Consider the following 24,972-nt stretch of genomic DNA (forward strand, 5'->3'; position numbering starts at 1 on the left):
CTTTATGTCACAATACGGTCATTGACTGATTAGGGCTCGCTGCTGATAATGAAGCAGCGAATTTTTTAATCAGGGAAATAAAGATATCGGGGACTCCCAATCGTTCGGGATGTGGAATCGAGGCGCGGTGCCCGGGGCATGGGGCATGGTATCCGGAGTCTGATCCTCGCTGGCTGAGATAGGAGTAATAGATACATCTATACCATCTCTCATCATTTCGGTTACTTCTTCTGCAGATAGTACCAATACCTCCTCTGATACCCGGGGCGGGTTTAAATAGTCAGTTTTAAGGTACCCCTGACACTTCATGGTATACTCTCCGGTATCCTTATCAAAGGTGACTGACAGCATCTCATCACCGTTTTCGTCCAGAATACAGGCGTGATTTTCCCCGTCCCGGCCGACCTGAATTCTTTCCTTAAATCCGTCATGCGCGAGCGTTTTGAGTTGTTCAAATTTTTTGGTCGCCGTCTCCCACGTTGTTCCGTTCGGCGGATGACAAATCTGCCGGATGAGCGTCAGCGCTTCAGGTTTGTTCGCTGAGCAGAAAAACGCCTTAATTTTTTCCCACAGGCTCACCTCCGGCGGGGTATCAAAGCGGGCTATTGCGTTGATCTGGCTGTTGCTGATTTCAGCAGAAAAAAATCTGTTTCCAATTTGCAATGACATAATAAAAACTCTCCTTAAACTGATATGCTGGGAGTGTCCGGCATATTAAAGCCCGGATGGGCGTTAGTATCGTAGTTGCCTGGCGCTTTATGTCACAATACGGTCATTGACTGATTAGGGCTCGCTGCTGATAATGAAGCAGCGAATTTTTTAATCAGGGTTCATTTATTATTGAAATATATCGCGGGCTCAGAATCGTCCGGAGTGTGGGGTCGGGGCGCGGGTACGGGGTACAGGGCTCGGGGGGCGGGTACGGGACGCGGAGCGCGGGTACGGGGCGCGGGGTACGGGGTGCGGGGCATGGTATCCGGAGTCCCGCTCTCCCGACTGAAAGCCTCTCCTGCCGGTGCAGCCTCTTCCCGCGCAGACCAGGTCGCTTCATAACTTTGTGCAGTCTGAGGTGCCGCGGTGACGGAATGGTCTGTCCAAAGCGCTTCGGATGCGTCTGTTGCTAATTCCGTTTCCCATCCCCCGGTCGGGTTTAAATGGTTAGTTTTACTGTACCCCTGACACTTCACGGTATACTCCCCGGTATCCTTATCAAAGGTGGCTGACAGCATCTCATCACCGTTTTCGTCCAGAATACAGGCGTGATTTTCCCCGTTCCGGCCGACCTGAACGCTTTCCTTAAATCCGCCATACGTGAGCGTTTTGAGTTGTTCAAATTTTCCGATCACCGTCTCCCACTGTGTTTCGTCCGGCACATGACAAATCTGCCGGATGAGCGTCAGTCCTTCAGGCTTGTTCGTTGAGCAGAAAAACGCCTTGATTTTTTCCCACAGGCTCACCTCCGGCGGGGTATCAGAGCGGACTATTGCGTTGATGCGGCGGTTGCTGATTTCAGCAGGAAAAAATCTGTTTCCGATTTTTAATGGCATAATAAAAACTCACCTTAAGCTGATATGAGGGTGAATATCGTAGCTGCCTGGCGCTTTATGTCACAATACGGTCATTGACTGATTAGGGCTCGCTGCTGATAATGAAGCAGCGAATTTTTTAATCAGGGTTCATTCATTATTTGCAGCAAGCCCTTTTGTATCAGCGCTGTGAATCTAAAATCTCGCTGTTATTCACAACATCCTGCGCTTTGGTATAGCTCTCAATCAGTAACTGATAAGCCGGGAAAATCTGCGTGTAAGCCTGCGCCCATTCCGCCGCATCGGCGCGGTTCCAGGTTTTTTGCAGCTCAGAGGCGACCGCGGCGGTATCCATCGGCACCACACCGGCCTGGACAACGCGTGCCAGGGTGATTTCCTGCGCCATCTTGGTGTAAGTACCGGAAGCATCAATCACCGCAAACACCTGATAGCCATCAGCCACAGCGCTGATCGCCGGGAATGCCATACAGACGCTGGTAATGGTACCGGCAATGATTAACTGTTTCTTACCGGACGCTTTCACCGCAGCCACAAATTCCGGGTTATCCCAGGCATTAATTTCACCTTTACGGGCAATATACTGAGCATGCGGTGCATTTTGGTGAATCTCCGGGATCAGCGGGCCATTCGGGCCCTGCGGCACAGACGCGGTGGTGATCACCGGAATATTGGCGAGCGTTGCCATTTTTGCCAGCACAGCGGCTCTGGCGCGTAATTCCGTCATCGGCATATCGCCGACAGTCTGGAACAGTCCGCTCTGATGATCGATTAACAACATCAGTGCATCATCAGGATTAATAACAGGACGCTGACCATTAAAGTTTGCCGGATTACTCATTTTAAGACCCTCACTTATGATAATTTGATGGTGATTTTTGTTTAAACAGCAGGTTTCTCAGAAACGCGCTGTTGTGCGGATTAAAATTAATCCATAAGCGAAAAGCTGAGTAGTGCGGATATTGATAAACAATGTTCTGAATTCAGAACAATCAGGCGGAAGTCAGCCGGTATAACGCGGCGGGATTCCTCACAGTGTGATCTGAATAACGTTAATATGAAACCGGAATGGTTAGATTTTCACTCCGCGTGATCGACACAGAAAATTAAGGATATACAATGCGTAAACTGACCCTTGCCCTGAGTGCACTGGCACTCGCGCTGAGCCTCAACAGTGTGGCTGATGCCAACGTGTACATGCCGGAAAAAGTCAGTGACGGCGTGACCGCTGCTCAGCTGGCAGAACAGCATGCCATTCACTGGGTTTCGGTTGAGCAGATTGAAAAGAGCCTGAAAGGGCAGCCCCCGATGGCAGTAGGCTTTGATATTGACGACACCGTCTTATTCTCAAGCCCGGGCTTTTACCGCGGTAAACTGGAATACTCCCCGGACGACTACAGTTATCTGAAAAACCCGGAATTCTGGGAAAAAATGAATAATGAGTGGGATAAATTCAGTATGCCGAAGAAATCCGGTGCGGAACTGGTTCAGATGCACCTGAAACGTGGTGATACCGTTTATTTCATCACCGGGCGCAGCAAAACCAAAACAGAAACGGTCACTCACTATGTACAGGAAGGGCTGCGTATTCCGGCGGATAAAATGAACCCGGTTATTTTTGCCGGTGATGAGGAAGGGCAGAATAATAAAGTCAGCCGGATGCGTGATCACAAACTGAAAATTTATTACGGTGATGCGGATGCTGATATTGCGGCTGCACGCGAACTGAATATCCGGGGTATCCGCGTATTACGCGCATCAAACTCCTCGTATCAGCCGCTGCCGAAAGCCGGTCAGTTCGGTGAGGAAGTGGTGATTAATTCCGAATATTAATGATAATCTGTCAATCATATAAAAACTCCGCGGCATAGCGGAGTTTTCAGGCCGTTGACAAACCCGCAGGGGTTGGCGACGACCGACAGAGGGTGTAAAAATAAACTAGGAAAATCAATTTATTGATTTTCGGCTGATAACACAAAGCAGGAAAAACCACGTTTTATCCTGCTTTGTCAGCAATCTCAAAACTCCGCGGCATAGCGGAGTTTTTTGTCTGTATTACCGGCAACGGGTTGTTTATCCGGATAAAACGCAGAGAATGAGATGTATTTCATAACAGGAAATACCGGTATTTTCGCAATTAATGCGGCGTATTCATCTTAAAAAGATGTATTTACGCCTTTTTTCTGCAATATTTTTGTTATCCTATTTTCAATTATTCTCTGGCAGGTAAAATCAGCAGGGAAGTCATTTAAACGAAGTATTTACTATACTGACCATAAGCATTAACAATTGGCCGGAACAGACATAATAAAAAATAAGAGAGGGATGTTATGGTGACGGGAGTTAAAAAAGTTGTTCCCATTTCCGCCATGATAGGAACACTGTTACTGACGCCTGTTTCGTGGGCCTCAACAGCACCGGTAACGCATCTGACCGAAGCAGATGCCAAAGTGGAAAATCTGAAAACATTTTCACAATCACCTGAAAATACAGAAACGCAGCCCGCAGAGCCGGTGCCCGGTGTGACTGCACTGCCCCTGAACGATGTCGCTGACCGTATCCGCCGTGAAGTCCCGGCGGCAACCCCATTACTGTATACTGATACACTGACAAACATTTATGCGGAACATCAGCTGAAACCGCTGTGGACCGATGAAAAAGCCCGCCTGTCTCTGGAAAATCAGCTGGCGGAAGCCGCACTTGCCGGATTCCAGCCGCAGTTTTCGGCCTGGCTGAATGCTCTGGCACAACCGGATCTGTCTCCGCTGGCACGGGATATGATTTTAACGGATGCGGCACTGGGTTATCTCTATTACCTCGATAACGTGAGCAGCAAAGGCGATAAATGGCTGTACGGTGCCCGTCCGTTCACGTTTGCGGCGGTCAGTGCCCCGTCACTGGTACGGCTGAATACAGCGGTACATAACGGCACACTGGCGGCATTTACAGACGCACTGTTACCGGCGAATAAGATGTATCAGCCGATGCGCAAAGCGATGCTGACAGAGCTGGCGGATACCGCGCCGTGGCCGGAAATGGTGATTAACCGCACATTACGTCCGGGGGAAAGTCATGAATCCGTCGGGGCACTGCGTGAGATCCTGCACCGCTTTAATCTGATCTCTGCCAATGACATGATGAGCGCCGGTGCCGCTTACGATAAAACGCTGGTGGCGGCGGTTAAACAGTTTCAGCTGCAGCATGGCCTGGAAGCCGATGGTATCATCGGCAAACAGACCCGTGAGTGGCTGAATAAGACACCACAGATGCGGGCTGCCATTATGGCGGTGAATATTCAGCGCCTGCGTATTACGCCGGACAATGAGCCGACCGCTATTCTGGTTAATATTCCGGATTTTTCCCTGTATTTCTATGTGGATAATAATCTGATCCTGGAATCCAGAACCATTGTCGGCCGCGCTGAGCGTAAAACACCGATTATGTCCAGCGCCCTGAATAATGTGGTGATTAATCCGCCGTGGACGGTTCCGCCGACCATGAGCCGTCAGGATGTTGTGCCGCGCGGCAGGGCTGATCCAAGTTACTTCAGCAGTCGTGGTTACACCATCTATAACGGCTGGAGTAACAACGCCTCTGTGGTTGATCCGTACAGCATTGACTGGAGCGTTATCACGCCGTCAAACTTCCCTTACCGGATAACCCAGGCACCGGGCCCGTCCAACTCACTGGGACGTTATAAATTCAATATGCCGAACTCAGAGGCGATTTATCTGCACGATACCCCGAACCACAGCCTGTTTAATAAAAACATGCGGGCTATCAGTTCCGGCTGTGTGCGGGTGAACAAAGCCAAAGATCTCGCGGCGATACTCCTTGGTGATGCGGGCTGGAACGAAACCCGCGTGGATGGAGCACTGAAAGCGGGCAGTACCCGTTATGTCTCTATCCCGAACCGTATTCCGGTTTATCTCTATTATCAGACTGCCTGGGTAAATGCGGAGAATATCCCGCAATATCGCGCGGATATTTACCGTTACGATGACAGCAGCCTGAAAGGTATTGATAAATTAACGGATATCACGCCTTTCCTGATAAAAAGCTGATCGTATGAAGCCGTTTATTTATTAAGAATAAACGGCTTTTTTGTTGAAATATAATTAACCGGAAAACCATGCCGGGATAAAAATAATGGACGGCACAATATTATATCCGGTCAGTCCGTTAATTAACTAAAAGTGATTAAATTTGCCGTATTGCAGTGCGCGGCAAAAGCTCAGCGGATGCGGCATCGGACCCGCTGTACACCGGGTGTTCACGAAAATGTCGGCAGAGTTTACTTTCTGCGTAAAAATGTGTTTTTTTATTTGACTCCGGGGGATTGAATCGGTAAAAAATAGACGGTCAGTTTTGTTTATTGTTGTTTTCTTCATATTGACGTTAATATTGAAATAACCTGACAAAAATTTACAGAAATAGACAAAACCGATCCGCTGCGGGTCTGAACGGTGAACACTATTATCGCTGTCCGGCCATGTAATATTTAATCAGATAAAGAGTGATTACCGTCAATGGATATAATTGATAATAACCGCCGTAAATGGCTGGGTTTTGGTGCGGCGGCGCTGGGGTTGGCTTTATTACCGAATCACGCATTTGCGTCCCTGACCACACCCCGGCCGAAAATTTTGCGGTTTGAAAACCTCAATACCGGTGAATTTTTAAAAGCAGAATTTTTTGACGGTAAACGTTATAACCGCTCTGAACTGGCCCGCCTGAACAAGCTGTTCCGCGACCACCGCAGTAATAAAGTTAAAACGATTGACCCGCACCTGTTTGATCAAATGTATCTGTTACAGGTGATGATGAACATCAATAAACCAATCCAGCTGGTATCCGGTTACCGTTCACTGGTCACCAACAATGAACTGCGCAGAACCACCTCCGGTGTGGCAAAGAAAAGTTATCACACCCGTGGTCAGGCAATGGATTTCCGTATTCCGGGCATCCAGTTAAGTCAGGTGCGCAAAGCTGCTCTGAAAATGCGGGCGGGTGGTGTGGGCTATTATCCGTCCAGTAATTTCGTTCATATGGATACAGGACCGGTCAGAACGTGGTAATCTGTTGTTATTACCCGCTTTAACCGGAGTTTTGTGTCATGCAATATCATATTATTCCTGTCACCGGCTTTATGCAGAACTGCACCCTGATCTGGTGTGATGAAACAAAAGCCGCTGCCATTGTCGATCCCGGCGGTGAAGCACCGCGTCTTATCCGTGAAATTGAACAACGCGGCCTGAAACTGGAAAAAATCCTTTTGACGCACGGTCACTTTGACCATGTCGGCGCAACCGCTGACGTGGCAGAGCACTTTAATGTGCCGATCGTCGGCCCGCAAAAGGAAGATGCATTCTGGATTGACGGACTGACTCAGCAGAGCCAGATGTTTGGTGTGGAGCCGTGTCGTGCATTTACCCCGGATCAGTGGCTGGAAGAGGGCGACAAGGTCACCGTCGGCAATTTTGAGCTGGATGTGCTGCATTGCCCCGGTCATACACCGGGTCATGTTATTTTTGTGGATAAGCAGGACAAACTGATCTCAATGGGTGATGTGCTGTTCAGAGGGGGGGTCGGCCGCAGTGATTTCCCGCGCGGTAATCATCAGGATCTGATCCGTTCAATTAAAGAAAAAGTGCTGCCGCTGGGGGATGAGTACCGTTTTATCCCGGGCCATGGCCCGATGTCCACACTCGGGGAAGAGCGCCGCACCAATCCGTTCTTACAGGATGAGCAGCCGGTCTGGTAAGCAATATTCCTGCAGAAATAAAAATGCCTGACACCGTCAGGCATTTTTTATGGCTAAAACGACATTACAGCACCGCGACAATGGCTTCACACAGCGGAACCATATTTTCCAGGGTCAGACCGGCAACGTTAATACGACCGGAGCTGACAGCATATACCGCATAGTCATCACGCAGACGCGCAACCTGTTCTTTGGTCAGGCCACTGAAAGAGAACATACCGTTCTGGCGGATAATAAAGCTGAAGTCCTGCTTCGCGCCTTTTTCCTGCAAGGTGTTCACAAAGAGCTGGCGCATACGCTTGATACGCTCACGCATGGTGGTCAGTTCCTGAATCCACTCTTCTTTCAGTTCCGGATCAGACAATACTGTCGTTACCACCGCACCACCGTGTGACGGCGGGTTAGAGTAGTTAGTACGGATCACGATCTTGATCTGGCTGAATGCGCGATCGGCAGTGTCCGGATCAGCGGCAACCAGAGTACAGGCACCGACACGTTCGTTGTACATGCCGAAGTTTTTAGAATAAGAACTGGCAACCAGCATCTCAGGATGGGATTTTGCAAAAATACGCAGCCCCTGAGCATCTTCATCCAGACCGGCCGCAAAACCCTGATAAGCGAAGTCGAAGACCGGCAGCAGACCTTTTTCTTTTACCAGAACAGATAACTGTGCCCATTGTTCAGCTGTCGGGTCAATACCGGTCGGGTTATGGCAGCAGCCGTGCAGCAGGATCACATCACCGGCTTGTGCCGCTTCCAGGCTTGCCAGCATGCCATTGAAATCCAGGGCATGATTTTCGGCATCATAGTAATTGTACGTGCAGATTTCCAGACCGGCACCGGCAAAGATACCGTTATGGTTAGGCCAGGTCGGGTTGCTGATCCAGACACGTTTTGCGCTGGTTTGTTTAGCAATAAAATCAGCCGCGATACGCAGCGCACCGGTGCCGCCCGGTGCCTGTGCGGTACGGGCACGTTTGGCGGTGATGATATCGCTGTTATCACCGAACAGCAGTGCCTGAGTCACTGTCCCGAACTCAGGGATCCCGGTGATTGGCAGGTAGTTTTTCGTGGTTTCATTATCCAGCAGATACTTTTCCGCTTTTTTAACGCAGCTCAGTACCGGTGTTTTACCGGTTTCATCTTTGTAAACACCAATACCTAAATTGATTTTGTTTTCACGGGGGTCCTGACGGAAACTGTCAGCCAGACCTAAGATCGGGTCGGCAGGCGCGGCAGTAATATTCTCAAACATAGTTGTTGATCCCAATAGTATCTGATAATGCGGATAAGAGGACAGTCACAAGGTTATCAGGTTAACTCCCTGTAAATCATTTGCCAACTGTTTACAGAAAAAAGACGAAGATCTTGTGAAGTGGGTGACGTCCTGTTGAGGTTTGTATGAAAATACATCACAAAACGGGTTATATATCCAACGTCATTCAAGTTACAGGAAGGCGGCAAAGGAAGACAGATGGGGAGCATACATTAGTATGTGACCCGGCTGGCTGAGTGCAGCCAACGAACCTGTAGTTTGAATGAATAAGGATATACAGATAACAAAAAACCCACGGTATACCGTGGGTTTTGTATTCAATTCAGCGTAAACGCTAAATCAGAACTGGTAGGTCAGACCTAAACCAACAACGTCACCGGTGTTGATGTGTGAACCACGGGTGAAGTCGTCGTTGTCCAGCAGGTTGATTTTATAATCAATGACTGCAGACATGTTTTTGTTGAAGTAGTAGTAAGCACCCAGGTCGATGTATTTAACCAGGTCTTCGCTGCCTTTAGTACCGTTGTTCAGGTCTTTACCTTTAGACTGCAGGTAAGCGATGGATGGACGCAGACCGAAGTCGAACTGGTACTGAGCAACTAATTCAATGTTCTGAGTTTTGTTAGCGATGAAATCAGCACCAGTTAAATCATTTTTACCGTACTTAGTCATGTTACGGGTTTCACCGTACAGAGCGGCCAGGTACAGGTTGTTAGCGTCGTATTTAGCACCAACGTTCCATGCTTCAGCACGTTTACCATCAGCACCGCCCAGACCATTCTGCTGAGCAATAGTACGTGCAGAGTTAGAGTAACCAGCACCCAGAGTCACACCCCAGCCCAGGTCATAAGCGGTAGAGAAACCGTAACCGTCGCCATTGGCTTTAACGCCTTCACGACCAGAAATTGAGTTTTCGTCGTTAGCACCCTGATACTGCAGAGCGAAGTTCAGGCCATCAACGTAACCGAACATATCAGTGTTACGATAGGTCAGCAGGTTAGCTGCACGACCAGTCATGTAGATATCGGTCTGAGCCATGGTGTCGCCACCGAACAGTGGCAGAACGTCGGTCCATGCTGCAGTGTCATATACCACACCGTAGTTACGGCCGTAGTCGATTGAACCGAATTCAGCGAATTTGAAACCAGCGTAGGCTAAACGTACTTTATTAGCGTTGTCGCCTTCAACGTTGTTGGTTTTGATTTCGTTCTCGAAACGACCGAAACCGGTCAGCTGGTCAGTGATCTGAGTTTCACCTTTGATGCCGAAACGAACGCGTGAATCGTCGCCATCTTCTTTGTCGCCGTTGTCATCAGACTTAGCGAACATGTGACGAACGTCAACTTTACCGTACAGGTCTACTTTGTTGCCGTCTTTGTTGTAGATTTCAGCTGCGTTTGCTGCACCAGCAACTAACAGAGCCGGGATAACCACTGCAAGAATATTGCGTTTCATTATTATTACCCTCATTGGTGTTATTCGGACACCTGCCACTGCCAGAAATAGTTCTGAAAAAAATTTGGAACTATTTATGAGAGTTTAGTGTCGTCTGTGTCGGCGACCAGTGTTCCATTGGTAAAATATTTTATCTACCCTGAAAGTGCTACAAAAACGAAGAATCAGTAACAAATGGCAAGAAAGCATTTCAAAATGTAAATAATTGGGAACTTTTTGAACAGTAAGATCACCAGACATAAAAAAAGCCGACCTGAAGGCCGGCTTTTTACATTCAATATTTTTGATGAAAATCAGAATGTGGCGCTGCGCGGGGTACGCGGGAACGGGATGGTTTCACGGATATTTGAGACACCCGTCACATATGAGACCAAACGTTCAAAACCCAGACCGAAACCGGCATGCGGTACAGTGCCGTAGCGGCGCAGATCACGGTACCACCAGTAATCTTCTTTATTCATACCTAGTTCATCAAAGCGGGCATCGAGTTTGTCCAGACGCTCTTCACGCTGGGAACCCCCGATAATTTCACCGATCCCCGGTGCCAGCACGTCCATCGCTGCCACGGTTTTGCCATCTTCGTTTTCACGCATATAGAAGGCTTTGATGGCTTTCGGGTAGTTTTTAACGACAACCGGAGCTTTGAAGTGTTCTTCCGCCAGGTAACGCTCGTGCTCAGAGGACATATCCACGCCCCAGTACACCTCGTTTTCAAAGGTTTTGCCGCAGTTTTCCAGGATGTTGATCGCATCGGTGTAATCAACCTGTGCGAAATCGGAAGTGACAAAACGCTCCAGACGTTCGATGGCTTCTTTATTAATACGCTCAGCAAAGAATTCGAGATCGTCACGGCGCTCTTCCAGAACCGCTTTGAAGACATATTTCAGCATGGCTTCAGCCAGACCGGCAACATCATCCAGGTTGGCAAACGCCACTTCCGGCTCGACCATCCAGAATTCCGCCAGGTGACGGCTGGTGTTGGAGTTTTCCGCACGGAACGTCGGACCAAAGGTGTAGATTTTGCTCAGTGCGGAGGCATAAGCTTCACCGTTCAGCTGACCGGAGACGGTCAGGAAGGCTTCCCGGCCGAAAAAGTCTTCGCTGAAATCCACTTCGCCTTTGTCGTTACGCGGCAGGTTGTGGAAATCCAGCGTAGAGACGCGGAACATTTCACCGGCACCTTCGGTATCAGAGGTGGTGATCAGCGGGGTGGATACCCAGAAGAAACCCTGCTCATCAAAGAAACGGTGTAATGCCTGGGATAAGGTATGACGGACACGGGCAACTGCGCCAATCAGGTTAGTGCGCGGACGCAGGTGTGCCACTTCACGCAGATACTCAACAGAGTGACGTTTTGCCGCCATCGGGTAGGTATCCGGATCATCAACCATACCAACCACACGAACCTGTGAGGCATGAATTTCAAAGCTTTGTCCCTGACCCGGGGAAGCAACCACTTTCCCGGTGACTTCGACAGAACAGCCCGCCGTTAAATGAAGCACTTCATCATTATAATTAGGTAAATTACTTTCGATGACGGCCTGTACCGGATTAAAGCAGGAACCGTCGTAGACGGCGAGGAATGAGATCCCGGCTTTTGAATCTCTCCTTGTACGGACCCAACCCTGTACCGTGACTTCGCTGTCAACAGGTACACGGCCTTGCAGTACATCGACCACAGGCGCTATGCTCATAGTGGAAACTCTCTCTTCTTATATATAGGTCTGTTACACGCGTTACCCGCCATCCTCTGAGATGTGAGTAACAGAATAGTCATCAGTTGCCGTCAAACGGGCAATCTCACTATGTTACTTGCTCACTCTCAGGAAACAAGCAGAAATTGGGGATTAACCGCCCGAAAAACAGAAAAAATAACCGTCTTTTTCTGTTCTCCGGGGGATGGCGTATAAAAGGCGGGATCAGCAGGCGCGCTGAACGTGGGGAATATCAAATGCGCGGCGCAGTTTATCGACAAATTCATCATCTTCACAGATGGTTTTGCCGGGGCTGTCAGAGAGCTTGGCGACCGGTTTGCCGTTGCATTCCACCAGCTTGATAACAATATTGAGCGGCTCAACATCCGGGATATTGCAGGTCAGGCGGGTGCCGATACCAAACACCAGGTTTATCCGGTCACAGAAATGGGCATAAAGCGCGAGGGCTTTGCGGAAATCCAGGTTGTCTGAAAAGACCAGGGTTTTGCTCATCGGGTCGATACCCAGCTTTTCATAGTGAGCAATCGCTTTTTCGCCCCATTCCACCGGATCCCCGGAATCGTGGCGCAGACCCTGGTAGGCGCGGGCAAACGGAGCATCGAAATCGCGCAGGAAAGCATCCATGGTGATGCAGTCTGTTAAGGCGACACCCAGCTGATCCGGATATTCATCAAGCCAGGTCTGGAGAGCGGCGCGCTGGCTGTTGGCCAGTTCTGCGCTGATTTGCTGATGTGCCTGGAACCATTCATGTGCCTGGGTGCCGACCGGCTCCAGATCGAGTTCTTCCGCCAGCAGGTAATTGCTGGTGCCGACCAGATACGGGAAATGCTGTTTCAGTTCTGTGACAATGGCTTTCTGAACATCAAAAGAGAAACGGCGGCGGGTGCCGAAATCCATCAGTTTAAAGCGGCTGAGGTCAATTCCGGCCTGCTCTGCATCCTGATAAAAACGCGCCACCAGCTCACGCAGACGGATAACGGCATCTTCCGGCGTGACCTGCGGTGATTCATGACGGTGAACGAGTTCACTGATCAGCGCCAGCAGCGGCACTTCCCACAGGATAACGTCCACCCACGGACCGCGGATACGGATAGCCAGCTGACCGCTGCTGTCACAGCGGATATCCACCTGTGACGGGTCAAACCGGAACTGACGGAACCAGGCGAGATAGTCCGCCGAAAAGAACGGCAGGCGGGCCAGATAGTTGTACTCGTCATCACTGACTGACAGCTCTGACATCATTGCCACCCGGCGGCGCAGTTCATCTGCGTACTGCCCCAGCCGTTTGCTGCTCCGGCAGCGGAATTCCGCGACCACCGGAATTGAGCGGTAATGATGGAACACTGCCTGCTGCATATGCAGCTTATACGCATCGGTATCCAGCAGTGATGTGATAATCGGGGTTGCTTCTGAATTCATGGCGCTTTCAGCATCCTCACGGAGCAATCAACCTAAACAGGTTATAGCTTACTATTGTCTGCGTATAGTAACACGTTATTTTCCCTGTGCGTGATGTTCAGCGTGCAATCACATTATTTGTTAACATTTTATTCATATCTGATGCGGCACCGCACCGTCAGGAAATCAGGGCGTATCACAAACTGCTAAAATTTCGTTTACCACGGCGCCTGAATTATGAGAGCCTAAGAACAGCGTAATTGTAATCATTTAATAAAACAGTGAAGAGAAAATCATGACACAACAGCGGCAGGCGAAGTATCGTCAGGACTATCGGGCTCCTGACTATACCATTACCCATATTGATCTCGATTTTGCGCTCGACCCGCAGACGACAGTGGTGACTGCCGTCAGTCAGGTGAAGCGCCTGAATGACAACGCCTCTGAGCTGGTACTTGCCGGTGAGGGGCTGACGCTGAAGCAACTGACCATTGATGGCAAAGTCTGGTCAGATTACCGTGAAGAATCCGGTTCGCTGCACATTCAGAATGTGCCTGAACAATTCACCCTGCAAATTATTAATGAAATCAGCCCGGCGGAAAATACCGCACTTGAAGGGCTGTATGTGTCCGGTGATGCACTCTGCACACAGTGTGAGGCGGAAGGCTTCCGTCATATCACGTATTACCTTGATCGTCCGGATGTGCTGGCGCGTTACACCACCCGGATCACGGCGGACAAAGCCCGTTATCCGTATCTGTTATCCAACGGTAACCGGATTGATGCCGGGGTATCCGGGGATAAACACTGGGTGAAATGGGAAGATCCGTTCCCGAAACCAAGTTACCTGTTTGCGCTGGTGGCCGGTGATTTTGATGTGCTGCGCGATATTTTCACCACCCGCAGCGGTCGTGATGTGGCGCTGGAACTGTTTGTCGACAAAGGCAACCTTGATCGTGCCGGCTGGGCGATGACCTCCCTGAAAAATGCCATGAAATGGGATGAAGAGCGCTTTGGTTTCGAATATGACCTCGACATCTATATGATTGTGGCTGTCGATTTCTTCAATATGGGCGCGATGGAGAATAAAGGACTGAACGTCTTTAACTCCAAATATGTGCTGGCGAAGAATGAAACGGCGACAGACAAAGATTATCTCGGGATTGAATCCGTTATCGGTCATGAATATTTCCATAACTGGACCGGTAACCGCATCACCTGCCGTGACTGGTTCCAGCTCAGCCTGAAAGAAGGGCTGACCGTTTTCCGTGACCAGGAATTCAGCTCCGACCTCGGCTCCCGCCCGGTCAACCGTATTAATAATGTCCGCGTGATGCGTGCCGCTCAGTTTGCCGAGGATGCCGGTCCGATGGCGCACCCGATCCGTCCGGACAAAGTCATTGAAATGAATAACTTCTATACGCTGACCGTGTATGAGAAGGGCTCAGAAGTGATCCGCATGATCCACACGCTGCTCGGCGAAGAGCAGTTTCAGGCGGGGATGCAGCTTTATGTTCACCGCCATGACGGCAGCGCCGCGACCTGTGATGATTTTGTGCAGGCGATGGAAGATGCATCGAATGTCGATCTCACTCTGTTCCGTCGCTGGTACAGCCAGTCCGGCACACCGCTGGTGACGGTACGTGACAGTTATGATGCGGATAAAAAACAGTATCAGCTGCATGTGACTCAGATGACCCCGCCGACACCGGATCAGCAGGACAAACAGCCGCTGCACATTCCGTTTGATATCGAACTGTACGGCAGCAACGGTGATGTGATCCCGCTGCGCCATGAAGGGGAGCCGGTTCATTCCGTACTGAATATTACCCGTGATGAGCAGACCTTCACCTTTGATGATGTCAGTGAAAAGCCGGTACCGTCACTGTTCCGTGAATTTTCCGCGCCGGTGAAAGTGGATTATCCGTATACCGATGCACAGCTGGCATTCCTGATGCAGCACGCCCGCAATGAATTTGCCCGCTGGGATGCCGCGCAGTCTCTGCTGGCATTACATATAAAGGAAAACATCCGCCGCTGTCAGGCTGGTGAAGATTTACAGTTACCGGAAGGGGTAACCGATGCTTTCCGTGCGGTGCTGCTTGATGAGCAGATCGATCCGGCGCTGGCGGCTCAGATTCTGACCCTGCCGTCAGAAACCGAAGTTGCGGAATGGTTCCCGGTGGTGGATCCGGATGCGATCAATGCGGTAATGACCTTTATTGCCGGTACATTTGCCCGTGAACTGGCAGATGAGTTATATGCGGTGTATGTCAGCATGAAAACCGGGGCATACCAAATCGATCATGCGGATATTGCAAAACGCGATCTGCGCAATGTCTGTCTGGGCTATCTGGCGCTGGATGAGGACAAAGCACAGGCAGATAAGCGTGTGTCGCAGCAGTATGCGCAGGCCGACAATATGACCGATTCCCTGGCGGCGCTGACGGCGGCGGTGAAAGCTGTGCTGCCGTGCCGCGATAACCTGCTGGCGGATTACGATAACAAATGGCATCAGGATGGTCTGGTGATGGACAAGTGGTTTATGCTTCAGGCCACCCGTCCGGATGCGGATGTACTGGATAATGTGAAATCACTGCTCACCCACCGCTCTTTCACTATGGCGAACCCGAACCGGGTGCGCTCACTGGTCGGTGCGTTTGTGATGAATAACCCGAAAGCGTTCCATGATAAGTCCGGTAAAGGCTATGAATTCCTGGCGGAGATCCTCTGTGATCTGAACAGCCGTAACCCGCAGGTGGCATCACGTCTGATCGAGCCGCTGATCCGCCTGAAACGTTATGACGATAACCGTCAGAGCAAAATGCGTGATGCACTGCTGCGTCTGAAAGGGCTGGATAATCTCTCCGGTGATCTGTTCGAGAAAATCACCAAGGCACTGGATGAGAATTGATCATTGCTTTTGCGGATAAAGGAGCGATAGTGGGCAGAGAAACGAAAAGCATGCGCGTCATGGATGACGCGCATGAGCGTACAGGGAGGTATTTACAGCGACTTTTCGTTTTTGCCCGCTGTCAGCGACTTCACTGAAGCTGATACAGACAAAACACCTCTCCGGAGGTGTTTTTTTTGTACTGCAATATATTGTCACAGTAACAGGGCGTTATTTTTTACCGGATACGGTAAACTCAGGCCAATGACGACCTGTATATAAAAGAAAGGATTTCGTGATGAGAAATGAAATAAACCGGTGCAGTCGCTGGTTACAGGGGTTGTTTTCCCTGTTTTTACTGTTTTTTGCTGTGACGGCATTTGCTCAGACGGAGACATTTCCCCGTATGCAGGGGGCGGTGACTGATACCGCCGGATTACTGACCGATGCTGAGCGCAGCAGTATTGAGCAGAAACTGAATACATTGCGGGCCCGGACCGGCGCACAGATTGCGGTACTGACTGTGAAAACGACCGGAACGCGTGATATTGAAAGTTATGCGGAAAAAGTCTTTAACAAATGGCGGCTGGGGCGTATCAGTATCGATGATGGTATTTTGCTGCTGGTGGCGGTGGATGACCGCGCGATGCGGATTGAGGTCGGGTACGGGCTGGAAGGGGCGGTCAGTGATGCGGCGGCAAACCGTATCCTTAATGATTATTTCATTCCGAATTTTAAAATGGGGAATTATGCCGGTGGTATTAATGATACCGTTGATGCCCTGATTGCCAAAGTCCGTAATGAACCGCTGCCGCCGGTCACCACGCCGGCATTTTTTATCGCCAAACAGGCAGAGCCCGTTGGCTGGATCGATATTGTCCTCGGTGTGGTACTGGCGGCGAGTGCGTATCTGTGGGTGGCTTTCCTGTATGGCATGGTGAAGCGTTTTAAACTGAAAGCCGCGATCCCGATCGCCATTATTCTTTATCTGACCTGGTACGCCGGGGGCTTTAATAACCCGGCCGGAAACGGTATCCATTTCGGGGAAGATTTTCTCTGTGAGGAATTACCGCGCTGGAGTCAGTTCCTGTTCCTGAAAATTTTGCCGTTCTGGCTGGTTATCGTCCTCACTTTCACGATGTTTATCGCCGTCGTTTTCCTGTTTCTGCTCTGCCTGGGCGGGGCTATCTGGCTGATCGGAAAAGTGGTGAAAACAAAAAAAATGCGTATGGCCATCGGCTTTGGTGCTGTCGGCACGCTTTTCGGGTTTATTTTTGGTTTGTCGTACGGCGGCAGCCCGGCTTTTGCACTGCTGTGCGGGGGCGGATTAGGTCTGTTTATGGGCATCGGCAACTATCTCGGCATTGTTAAATCAGGGGGCGGAGGCGGAGGCGGAGGTGGTCGTGGTGGTCGCGGCGGCGGCGGCGGATTCCGCAGCGGCGGCAGTGGTTACAGCGGCGGCAGCAGCCGATCCTCATCCGGCGGCGGCGGACGCAGCGGGGGCGGCGGGGCATCCGGTCGCTGGTAATCTGACAGTATATGGCGCACAAAAAGTGTGCGTCATATACTGCGTAAAAAAGCCGTGCAGAACGGACGCATTTCACCTATTATAGCCGCCTGAGATAGGCTCCCGCTGTTTCAGCTATGATTCACGACCTATTTTGTTACAGAGAAATTGCCCGGTACGGCGTGTTGTGCCGAAAACACATATCTATAGCAAAAGGTATTTAAGATGTATTATCCGCTAGTCAGGAAGGCTCTGTTCCGCCTTGATCCGGAACGTGCCCACGAATTCACCTTTCACCAGCTTAAACGTCTTTCCCGCTCTCCTTTCCGTTTTCTTATTCAGCAGCATGTCGCTACCAAACCCGTTCAGTGCATGGGACTCTCTTTTAAAAACCCGCTCGGATTAGCCGCCGGTCTTGATAAAGACGGTGAATGTATTGACGCGTTTGACGCCATGGGTTTTGGTTTTGTTGAGGTCGGTACGGTCACCCCGAAACCACAGCCGGGAAATGATAAGCCACGTCTGTTTCGTATTGTCGAGGCAGAAGGGTTAATTAACCGGATGGGATTTAATAATCTCGGGGTGGATAACCTGGTTGAAAATATTAAACAGGCTCGTTTCGGTGGTATTCTGGGAATTAATATCGGCAAAAATAAAGATACGCCGGTTGAGCAGGGGAAAGACGACTATCTGATTTGTATGGATAAAGTGTATACCCATGCCGGATATATCGCTGTTAATATTTCCTCACCGAATACCCCGGGATTACGGACACTGCAATACGGCGATATGCTGGATGACCTGCTGTCAGCAATAAAAATAAAGCAGCAGGAACTGCATCAGAAACACGGAAAATATGTCCCTGTCGCGGTGAAAATTGCCCCGGATTTAACAGAGGAAGAATTAATTCAGGTCGCTGACAGTCTGATTCGCCATAATATTGATGGTGTGATTGCCACCAATACCACATTAGACCGCTCATTAGTACAGGGATTAAATCACTGCAATGAAACCGGCGGATTAAGTGGCCGTCCGGTGCAGAGTAAGAGCACGGAAATTATCCGTTTATTATCGAAAGAGCTGAACGGAAAATTACCGATCATCGGTGTCGGCGGAATAGATTCCCTCGTTGCCGCCCGGGAAAAAATGGACGCAGGTGCATCATTGATCCAAATCTATTCAGGATTTATCTACCACGGGCCAAAATTAATAAAAAATATTGTAAATAGCCTGTAATTTTCACTATTATTCCTGTCAGGGGGTTTATTTTTCCCCCTGTTTCTTCTATATTTTCAGATGTTGCCTGAAAAATTGTGACTGGCAGGCAATGCACGTTAAAGTAAACAATTACTTTTAATTATTTTATTTAATGTGTAGTAAAAATATAAATCGCTAATCAGGTATTAGCCGGGAATGTGATCAGATGAAAATAAAACCTGACGATCAATGGCAGTGGTATTACGATGATACGCATGAGCGTATTATGCTGGATCTTGCCAACGGAATGGTATTCCGCTCCCATTTTGCACCACGCCTGCTGGCACCGTATGCACGGTGTCACAGCCCGTTTTCTGTTGATGATGCCGCGTTATTTTTTATCTTTGAAGAACAGATTAAAAAATTAGATATTCCGGCACAACAGTGTGCTGAATTAACATTGAATGCGTTAATTGCATCGCGTTTTTTAAAGCCGCAAATGCCGAAGAGCTGGTATTTTTCATTGTTTTGCGCAATGACAAAACCGGAGCAGGGGCAGCTGGTTGAAGTGGTGGCGGGTAACAATCGTCAGCGCAGCAACTTTATTGTGGCGGAAGCAGGGGAAAGTGCCAGTTTATGTCTGCTGGTTGATCCGGTACTTGAATTACACGATCGGAGCATGTGTTTTTGTGATCCGATCAAGATCATGAATGATCGTTTATTGCCAAGAACCCCGGTAACACGGCGTTTATTAATGGACAGAGCTGTCTGAGGCTGTCCGGTAAACGATCATTATCAGGATCGGGTAATGTTACATGATCCACAATGGATCCTTATTGTTAATAAGTGATCCATTTAGCTGAAATACCCCCGGTGGTTTATCTGCCGGGGGTATTTTTTTCAGTTATCCGTGGCGGATCGTAATATTGGTTTTCGGAACACAGCTGCACGCCAGAATATCACCGTTCTCTTTTATTGCCCCGGCTTTCAGCGGAGTGACGTCACCGGAGACCAGTGTGACTCTGCAGCAGCCGCAGACACCGGCCCGGCAGGAGTACGGAATATTGACCTGATGGCCTTCCAGCTGCTCCAGTAAGACATGCTGATTATTCACCGGGTACAATTTTCCGTTGAATGTCAGTTCCAGAGCCGTTTCCGGCTGTGCAGGGGCGGCCTGCACTTTCTCAACGATTTGCTCCTGATACTGACGCGGCTCACGGGTTTCCAGTACGGTGACGGTATCACCGACCTGAATCACGCCGCTGTTGCGGGCAATGGCATTCATGCCGAAATCCACATCATCATTCTCTGCCGCTTTCCGGAAGGTCTGCAGGGTGTGGAACGGCTCCATTTCCGGGTGCTTAATGCCTTTATCCGTACTGACGGTCGTGAGAATACAACGGCTGCACGGTTTTTTCAGATCAAACACCACATCACCGACCTGAATGGTTTTCCAGCGGTCTTCCGCAAACGGCTCCGCACCGGTGACAATAATATTGCCGCGGAACTGCTCAATTTTAATACCGGCACCGCAGCGGCGCTGCACTTCGCGGAAAGACGCTTCGTTTACCACCAGATAAGGATAACCATCGGCAAACGACACCGCCGTATCCGGGAATTTTTTTACCCGGCGGGTGGATTGCGGGCTGAGCCAGCGCAGCTGTACCGGGATATCAAAGAACTGACACAGCCACTGATTGATTTTTTCCGGCGCAAGCAGCGAGGTGAAATGATTTCCCCAGACTTCGCACGGCAGGTGATCGGGACGGAAATCCTCAAACAGGATCGTGGCACCGCTGCCTTCCGGGCTGCGCAGGTAAATTCCGTTACTCAGCAGCACCGGGGTAAACAGCACCATCTGCGGATAACGGCGGGCGGTGATAAATTTTCCGGTCTCATCCGTTATCATAAAATTGCGGTCAAAGCTCAGTCCGGTTTCGCCGGCATGGCTTTGAGACTGGCGGATACCCTTCATTGACTTCACAGGAAAGGTATATAAACGGGAGAGGGTGATGGGTGTTGTCGTCATTGTTATCCGTTCTTTTCGTTATTATCAGTAATACCACAATGGCATCCCGGTTTATCCGGAAAAAGGTGAACGTCAATTTTATGATTTACCGCCCGGATCCGCTATAATGCGCTCCAATTTTTTATTTCAACGGTAAACCATGATGAACGCGTATTTTGCCAGCACCGCCCGCGGGCTCGAAGAACTCTTAAAAAATGAATTAGCGACACTGGGCGCTGAGGATCTCAGTATTACGCAGGGTGGCGTTCACTTCCGGGCGCAGCCGCGTACGATGTACACGTGTCTGATGTGGAGTCGTCTGGCATCCCGTATTTTATTACCGCTGAATGAGTTTAATGTCTATAGTGACATGGATCTTTATCTCGCGGTGCAATCCATTGACTGGCCATCGGTGTTCTCCGCTGACAAGACATTTGCCGTGCATTTCAACGGGACTAACGATGAGATCCGCAACAGTCAGTACGGCGCACTGAAAGTCAAAGATGCTATCGTTGACAGCTTTACCCGCAAAACCGGCACGCGTCCGGATGTGGCAAAACAGCAGCCGGATATCCGTATCAATGTCTATCTCAATAAAGAAAAAGCCTCACTGGCAATCGACCTGAGCGGGGATTCCCTGCATATCCGCGGCTACCGCGAACTGGCTGGTCAGGCTCCGCTGAAAGAGAACCTGGCGGCGGCAATTATTCTGCGTTCCGGCTGGCAGAAAGAGACCCCGATGGTCGATCCGATGTGCGGCTCCGGCACCCTGCTGATTGAAGCGGCAATGATAGCCTCTGATTGCGCGCCGGGCCTGAACCGTCACCACTGGGGCTTTGAAGCCTGGTGCAGCCATGACAAAGCAGTCTGGGAATCTGTCCGTGCTGAAGCGCGTGAACGTGCCAATGCCGGTCTGATCAGTGCAACCGCCCGTTTCTTCGGTTCTGATACTGATAAACGTGTACTGGATATGGCCCGCGCCAATGCCCGCCGCGCCGGGGTGGATAAACTGATTACTTTTCAGCAGAAAGATGCCACCAAACTGGAAAATCCGCTGCCGGACGGCCCGAAAGGCACCATTATTTCCAACCCGCCGTACGGTGAGCGTCTGGAAAGCGAACCGGCGCTGATTGCCCTGCACAGTGTGTTTGGCCGTGTGGTAAAAACCCGTTTCCCGGGCTGGCGCCTGTCATTGTTCAGTGCTTCCCCGGAACTGCTCAGCAGCCTGCAATTGCGTGCAGAGCGTGAATTCAAGGCGAAAAACGGCCCGCTGGATTGTGTGCAGAAAAACTATCAGTTAAGTGACACACCACCGGCAACGGCGCAGGATATCGGGGCAGATTTTGCCAACCGTCTGCGTAAGAACGAAAAGAAATTAGCAAAATGGGCGAAACAGGAAGGCGTCGAATGTTATCGCCTTTATGATGCCGATCTGCCTGAGTATAATGTCGCGGTTGACCGTTATGCGGATTATGTGGTGGTGCAGGAATATGCACCGCCGAAAACCGTGGATCCGAACAAAGCGCGTCAGCGCCTGTTCGATGTGATCAGCGCGACACTGGCCGTGCTGGAGTTACCGGCGCACAAGCTGATCCTGAAAACCCGTCAGCGCCAGAAAGGCAAACAGCAGTATGAAAAACTGGCGGAGAAACAGAACAGTTTCCTGGTGAAAGAGTATAACGCACAGTTATGGGTTAACCTGACTGATTACCTGGATACCGGCCTGTTCCTTGATCACCGTCTTGCCCGCAAAATGCTGGGACAGATGAGCAAAGGTAAAGACTTCCTCAATCTGTTTTCCTACACCGGCTCGGCAACGGTTCATGCCGGTCTCGGCGGCGCGCGCAGCACTACCTCCGTGGATATGTCACGCACCTATCTGGAGTGGGCGGAGCGCAATCTGCAAAGCAACGGCCTGAGCGGCAGACAGCACCGTCTGATCCAGGCGGATTGCCTGAGCTGGCTGGCGCAGACTCCGGAACAGTTTGATCTGATCTTTATCGATCCGCCGACATTCTCCAACTCGAAACGGATGGAAGATACCTTTGATGTCCAGCGTGATCACATCAGCCTGATGAAACATCTGAAACGTATGCTGCGCCGCGGCGGTACGCTGATGTTCTCCAACAACAAACGCGGTTTTAAATTAGATCAGGACGGTATGGATGCACTGGGGCTGGTTGCTCAGGAAATTACCGCCAAAACACAGTCACAGGATTTTGCCCGTAACCGTCAGATCCATAACTGCTGGCTTATCCGCCACGCAGGCGAGGAATAACAGAAATTATGTCGTTGATTAATATGGCGGGCGCCTGGCTCGCATTCAGTGATGCTCCGCTGCTGGAAAATGCGGAGATGCATATCGAAGAAAATGAGCGTGTCTGCCTGGTCGGACGCAACGGGGCGGGAAAATCTACCCTGATGCGTGTGCTGACCAAAGAGCAGCCGCTGGATGACGGTACGGTTATCTATGAACAGGATCTGATTGTTGCCCGTCTGCAGCAGGATCCGCCGCGTGATGTGGAAGGCACGGTGTTTGACTTTGTTGCCGAAGGGGTGGCGGAGCAGGCACAGCATATCAAGGCATATCATCAGATCTCAAAATTAGTGGAAAGTGATCCGAGCGATAAAAATCTGTCAAAAATGGCGGAATTGCAGGAGATCTTAGACACGCAGAACTTATGGCTGCTCGACAGCCGGATTGCGGATGTGATCGCACACCTGGAATTGCCGGCAGATGAAAAATTATCCGCACTGTCCGGTGGCTGGCTGCGTAAAGCGGCACTCGGCCGAGCACTGGTCTGCGGGCCGAAAGTGCTGTTCCTGGATGAACCGACTAACCACCTGGATATCGAAACCATCCAGTGGCTGGAAGGCTTCCTGAAAAACTTCAGCGGCAGCATTGTCTTTATTTCCCATGACCGTTCCTTTATCCGCAATATGGCGACACGGATTATCGATTTGGATCGCGGAAAATTAGCCTCCTGGCCGGGCAGTTATGATGATTATCTGGTGGCCAAGGAAGAAGCACTGCGTGTCGAAGAGATGCAGAATGCGGAATTTGACCGCAAACTGGCACAGGAAGAAGTCTGGATCCGTCAGGGCATTAAAGCCCGCCGTACCCGTAATGAAGGGCGTGTCCGGGCGCTGAAAGCCCTGCGCAGTGAACGCGCGGAACGCCGTGAGGTGATGGGCAAAGCGAAAATGCAGGTGGAAGAGGCGACCCGTTCAGGCAAAATCGTCTTTGAAATCGATGATATCAGTTATGGTATTGACGGTAAGAATCTGGTCAGTCATTTCAGTGCCCAGGTAAACCGGGGGGACAAAATTGCCCTCGTCGGCCCGAACGGCTGCGGTAAAACCACGCTGCTGAAACTGATGCTTGGTGATTTACAGCCGGACGAGGGCAGTGTGCATATCGGCACCAAGCTGGAAGTGGCCTATTTCGATCAGCACCGGGCGGCGCTGGATCCGGATAAAACCGTGATGGATAACCTGGCGGAAGGCAAACAGGAAGTGCTGGTCAACGGTAAACCGCGTCATGTACTGGGCTATCTGCAGGAATTCCTGTTCCACCCGAAACGGGCGAGAACACCGGTGCGGGCTCTGTCCGGCGGGGAGCGCAACCGCCTGCTGCTGGCAAGATTATTCCTGAAACCGAGCAATCTGCTGATCCTCGATGAACCGACCAACGACCTTGATGTCGAAACACTGGAACTGCTGGAAGAGCTGGTGGATAACTATCAGGGCACTGTCCTGCTGGTCAGCCATGACCGTCAGTTTGTTGATAACTGCGTGACCGAATGCTGGATTTTTGAAGGCGATGGTACTATCGGGCGTTTTGTCGGCGGTTACTTTGATGCACAGCAGCAGCGGGCACAGGTTCAGTCGCTGAAAGCCCCGGCGGCGAAAGCGGCGAAACCGGAAGCGGCGGAAGAAAAACGTAAAGATAACATTAAAAAAGCAAATACATCTGCAAAATTAAGTTATAAATTACAACGGGAACTTGAACAGCTGCCGTCATTACTGGAATCCCTCGACGAGGAAATTCAGCAACTGCAAAGTCAGGTCAGTGCGCCTGAATTCTTTAACCAGCCGCATGATGAAACAGATAATGTGCTGAAACTGCTGGCAGAGAAAGAGCATGCGCTGGAAGAGGCGTTTGAGCGCTGGCAGACGCTGGAAGCCATGCAGAGCGGGAACTGATCCCGCCGG

At 50.4% G+C, this 24,972-nt stretch carries 18 protein-coding genes; 10 read left to right on the top strand and 8 right to left on the bottom strand.

Going from position 1 to position 24,972, the window contains the following annotated elements:
* Positions 1–69 precede the first annotated feature (69 nt).
* The 3 genes from ACF8OF_RS06940 to ACF8OF_RS06950 form a co-directional block, all read right to left on the bottom strand.
* Positions 70–669: a hypothetical protein gene (locus ACF8OF_RS06940; protein ID WP_392496134.1), complete on the bottom strand. Its 600-nt coding sequence runs from the start codon at positions 667–669 to the stop codon at positions 70–72.
* Between the two features lie 161 nt (positions 670–830).
* The gene (locus ACF8OF_RS06945) at positions 831–1,547 is read right to left on the bottom strand and encodes a hypothetical protein (RefSeq protein ID WP_392496135.1); all 717 of its coding nucleotides are present in this window, start codon (positions 1,545–1,547) and stop codon (positions 831–833) included.
* Between the two features lie 160 nt (positions 1,548–1,707).
* Complete coding sequence (locus ACF8OF_RS06950) at positions 1,708–2,385, bottom strand: hydrolase (protein ID WP_143970642.1); 678 nt, start codon at positions 2,383–2,385, stop codon at positions 1,708–1,710.
* A 278-nt stretch (positions 2,386–2,663) separates the two neighbouring features.
* On the opposite strand from ACF8OF_RS06950, the gene aphA reads away from it, so the two are divergent.
* The 4 genes from aphA (at position 2,664) to ACF8OF_RS06970 (ending at position 7,308) form a co-directional block, all read left to right on the top strand.
* Positions 2,664–3,377 carry an acid phosphatase AphA gene (gene aphA, locus ACF8OF_RS06955; protein ID WP_392496136.1) on the top strand — a complete coding sequence of 238 codons (714 nt, stop codon included), beginning with the start codon at positions 2,664–2,666 and terminating at the stop codon, positions 3,375–3,377.
* A gap of 497 nt (positions 3,378–3,874) precedes the next feature.
* Positions 3,875–5,608, top strand: coding sequence for a L,D-transpeptidase (ldtD, locus tag ACF8OF_RS06960; protein WP_392496137.1), 1,734 nt, complete (start codon positions 3,875–3,877; stop codon positions 5,606–5,608).
* A 465-nt stretch (positions 5,609–6,073) separates the two neighbouring features.
* Entirely contained in the window at positions 6,074–6,622 is a 549-nt protein-coding gene (locus ACF8OF_RS06965) for a YcbK family protein (RefSeq protein WP_025155178.1), read from the top strand.
* A gap of 38 nt (positions 6,623–6,660) precedes the next feature.
* Entirely contained in the window at positions 6,661–7,308 is a 648-nt protein-coding gene (locus ACF8OF_RS06970) for an MBL fold metallo-hydrolase (protein WP_392496138.1), read from the top strand.
* A gap of 64 nt (positions 7,309–7,372) precedes the next feature.
* Here the strand turns inward: ACF8OF_RS06970 and ACF8OF_RS06975 are convergent, their stop codons facing one another.
* The 4 genes from ACF8OF_RS06975 to pncB form a co-directional block, all read right to left on the bottom strand.
* Positions 7,373–8,563: an amino acid aminotransferase gene (locus ACF8OF_RS06975; protein WP_274369291.1), complete on the bottom strand. Its 1,191-nt coding sequence runs from the start codon at positions 8,561–8,563 to the stop codon at positions 7,373–7,375.
* A 360-nt stretch (positions 8,564–8,923) separates the two neighbouring features.
* On the bottom strand, positions 8,924–10,039 hold the full coding sequence (locus ACF8OF_RS06980; protein WP_279798152.1) for a porin: 1,116 nt from the start codon (positions 10,037–10,039) through the stop codon (positions 8,924–8,926).
* Positions 10,040–10,332: 293 nt separating this feature from the next.
* Positions 10,333–11,733: an asparagine--tRNA ligase gene (gene asnS / locus ACF8OF_RS06985; protein WP_262864344.1), complete on the bottom strand. Its 1,401-nt coding sequence runs from the start codon at positions 11,731–11,733 to the stop codon at positions 10,333–10,335.
* 225 nt (positions 11,734–11,958) lie between these two features.
* Entirely contained in the window at positions 11,959–13,173 is a 1,215-nt protein-coding gene (gene pncB / locus ACF8OF_RS06990; RefSeq protein WP_262863013.1) for a nicotinate phosphoribosyltransferase, read from the bottom strand.
* A gap of 274 nt (positions 13,174–13,447) precedes the next feature.
* Here pncB and pepN point away from each other — a divergent pair, with 274 nt between their 5' ends.
* The 4 genes from pepN to ACF8OF_RS07010 all read left to right on the top strand — a co-directional run bounded on the left by pepN (position 13,448) and on the right by ACF8OF_RS07010 (position 19,521).
* A complete protein-coding gene (pepN, locus tag ACF8OF_RS06995; RefSeq protein ID WP_392496140.1) occupies positions 13,448–16,066 on the top strand; it encodes an aminopeptidase N in 2,619 nt (872 codons plus the stop codon).
* Between the two features lie 277 nt (positions 16,067–16,343).
* On the top strand, positions 16,344–17,573 hold the full coding sequence (locus ACF8OF_RS07000; protein ID WP_392496142.1) for a TPM domain-containing protein: 1,230 nt from the start codon (positions 16,344–16,346) through the stop codon (positions 17,571–17,573).
* 204 nt (positions 17,574–17,777) lie between these two features.
* Positions 17,778–18,788 (top strand): quinone-dependent dihydroorotate dehydrogenase, encoded by a 1,011-nt coding sequence (pyrD, locus tag ACF8OF_RS07005; RefSeq protein WP_392496144.1) that lies wholly within the window; start codon positions 17,778–17,780, stop codon positions 18,786–18,788.
* 187 nt (positions 18,789–18,975) lie between these two features.
* Complete coding sequence (locus ACF8OF_RS07010; RefSeq protein WP_025155187.1) at positions 18,976–19,521, top strand: cell division protein ZapC; 546 nt, start codon at positions 18,976–18,978, stop codon at positions 19,519–19,521.
* A gap of 132 nt (positions 19,522–19,653) precedes the next feature.
* Here the strand turns inward: ACF8OF_RS07010 and ACF8OF_RS07015 are convergent, their stop codons facing one another.
* Positions 19,654–20,724 carry an MOSC domain-containing protein gene (locus tag ACF8OF_RS07015; protein WP_392496289.1) on the bottom strand — a complete coding sequence of 357 codons (1,071 nt, stop codon included), beginning with the start codon at positions 20,722–20,724 and terminating at the stop codon, positions 19,654–19,656.
* 196 nt (positions 20,725–20,920) lie between these two features.
* Here ACF8OF_RS07015 and rlmKL point away from each other — a divergent pair, with 196 nt between their 5' ends.
* Together rlmKL and ACF8OF_RS07025 are read left to right on the top strand one after the other, a co-directional pair.
* On the top strand, positions 20,921–23,035 hold the full coding sequence (rlmKL, locus tag ACF8OF_RS07020; RefSeq protein WP_392496290.1) for a bifunctional 23S rRNA (guanine(2069)-N(7))-methyltransferase RlmK/23S rRNA (guanine(2445)-N(2))-methyltransferase RlmL: 2,115 nt from the start codon (positions 20,921–20,923) through the stop codon (positions 23,033–23,035).
* 8 nt (positions 23,036–23,043) lie between these two features.
* Positions 23,044–24,963 (top strand): ABC transporter ATP-binding protein, encoded by a 1,920-nt coding sequence (locus tag ACF8OF_RS07025; protein WP_279798158.1) that lies wholly within the window; start codon positions 23,044–23,046, stop codon positions 24,961–24,963.
* Positions 24,964–24,972: the final 9 nt, after the last annotated feature.

The sequence above is a fragment of the Morganella sp. TYF_1 genome (assembly GCF_043105645.1).
Classification (GTDB): domain Bacteria; phylum Pseudomonadota; class Gammaproteobacteria; order Enterobacterales; family Enterobacteriaceae; genus Morganella; species Morganella morganii_B.

What these genes read in the sequence shown, in the direction of transcription:
- ACF8OF_RS06940 (WP_392496134.1), bottom strand. Translation starts at nt 669, where the DNA reads ATGTCATTGCAAATTGGAAACAGATTTTTTTCTGCTGAAATCAGCAAC.
- ACF8OF_RS06945 (WP_392496135.1), bottom strand. Translation starts at nt 1,547, where the DNA reads ATGCCATTAAAAATCGGAAACAGATTTTTTCCTGCTGAAATCAGCAAC.
- ACF8OF_RS06950 (WP_143970642.1), bottom strand. Translation starts at nt 2,385, where the DNA reads ATGAGTAATCCGGCAAACTTTAATGGTCAGCGTCCTGTTATTAATCCT.
- aphA (WP_392496136.1), top strand. Translation starts at nt 2,664, where the DNA reads ATGCGTAAACTGACCCTTGCCCTGAGTGCACTGGCACTCGCGCTGAGC.
- ldtD (WP_392496137.1), top strand. Translation starts at nt 3,875, where the DNA reads ATGGTGACGGGAGTTAAAAAAGTTGTTCCCATTTCCGCCATGATAGGA.
- ACF8OF_RS06965 (WP_025155178.1), top strand. Translation starts at nt 6,074, where the DNA reads ATGGATATAATTGATAATAACCGCCGTAAATGGCTGGGTTTTGGTGCG.
- ACF8OF_RS06970 (WP_392496138.1), top strand. Translation starts at nt 6,661, where the DNA reads ATGCAATATCATATTATTCCTGTCACCGGCTTTATGCAGAACTGCACC.
- ACF8OF_RS06975 (WP_274369291.1), bottom strand. Translation starts at nt 8,563, where the DNA reads ATGTTTGAGAATATTACTGCCGCGCCTGCCGACCCGATCTTAGGTCTG.
- ACF8OF_RS06980 (WP_279798152.1), bottom strand. Translation starts at nt 10,039, where the DNA reads ATGAAACGCAATATTCTTGCAGTGGTTATCCCGGCTCTGTTAGTTGCT.
- asnS (WP_262864344.1), bottom strand. Translation starts at nt 11,733, where the DNA reads ATGAGCATAGCGCCTGTGGTCGATGTACTGCAAGGCCGTGTACCTGTT.
- pncB (WP_262863013.1), bottom strand. Translation starts at nt 13,173, where the DNA reads ATGAATTCAGAAGCAACCCCGATTATCACATCACTGCTGGATACCGAT.
- pepN (WP_392496140.1), top strand. Translation starts at nt 13,448, where the DNA reads ATGACACAACAGCGGCAGGCGAAGTATCGTCAGGACTATCGGGCTCCT.
- ACF8OF_RS07000 (WP_392496142.1), top strand. Translation starts at nt 16,344, where the DNA reads ATGAGAAATGAAATAAACCGGTGCAGTCGCTGGTTACAGGGGTTGTTT.
- pyrD (WP_392496144.1), top strand. Translation starts at nt 17,778, where the DNA reads ATGTATTATCCGCTAGTCAGGAAGGCTCTGTTCCGCCTTGATCCGGAA.
- ACF8OF_RS07010 (WP_025155187.1), top strand. Translation starts at nt 18,976, where the DNA reads ATGAAAATAAAACCTGACGATCAATGGCAGTGGTATTACGATGATACG.
- ACF8OF_RS07015 (WP_392496289.1), bottom strand. Translation starts at nt 20,724, where the DNA reads ATGAAGGGTATCCGCCAGTCTCAAAGCCATGCCGGCGAAACCGGACTG.
- rlmKL (WP_392496290.1), top strand. Translation starts at nt 20,921, where the DNA reads ATGAACGCGTATTTTGCCAGCACCGCCCGCGGGCTCGAAGAACTCTTA.
- ACF8OF_RS07025 (WP_279798158.1), top strand. Translation starts at nt 23,044, where the DNA reads ATGTCGTTGATTAATATGGCGGGCGCCTGGCTCGCATTCAGTGATGCT.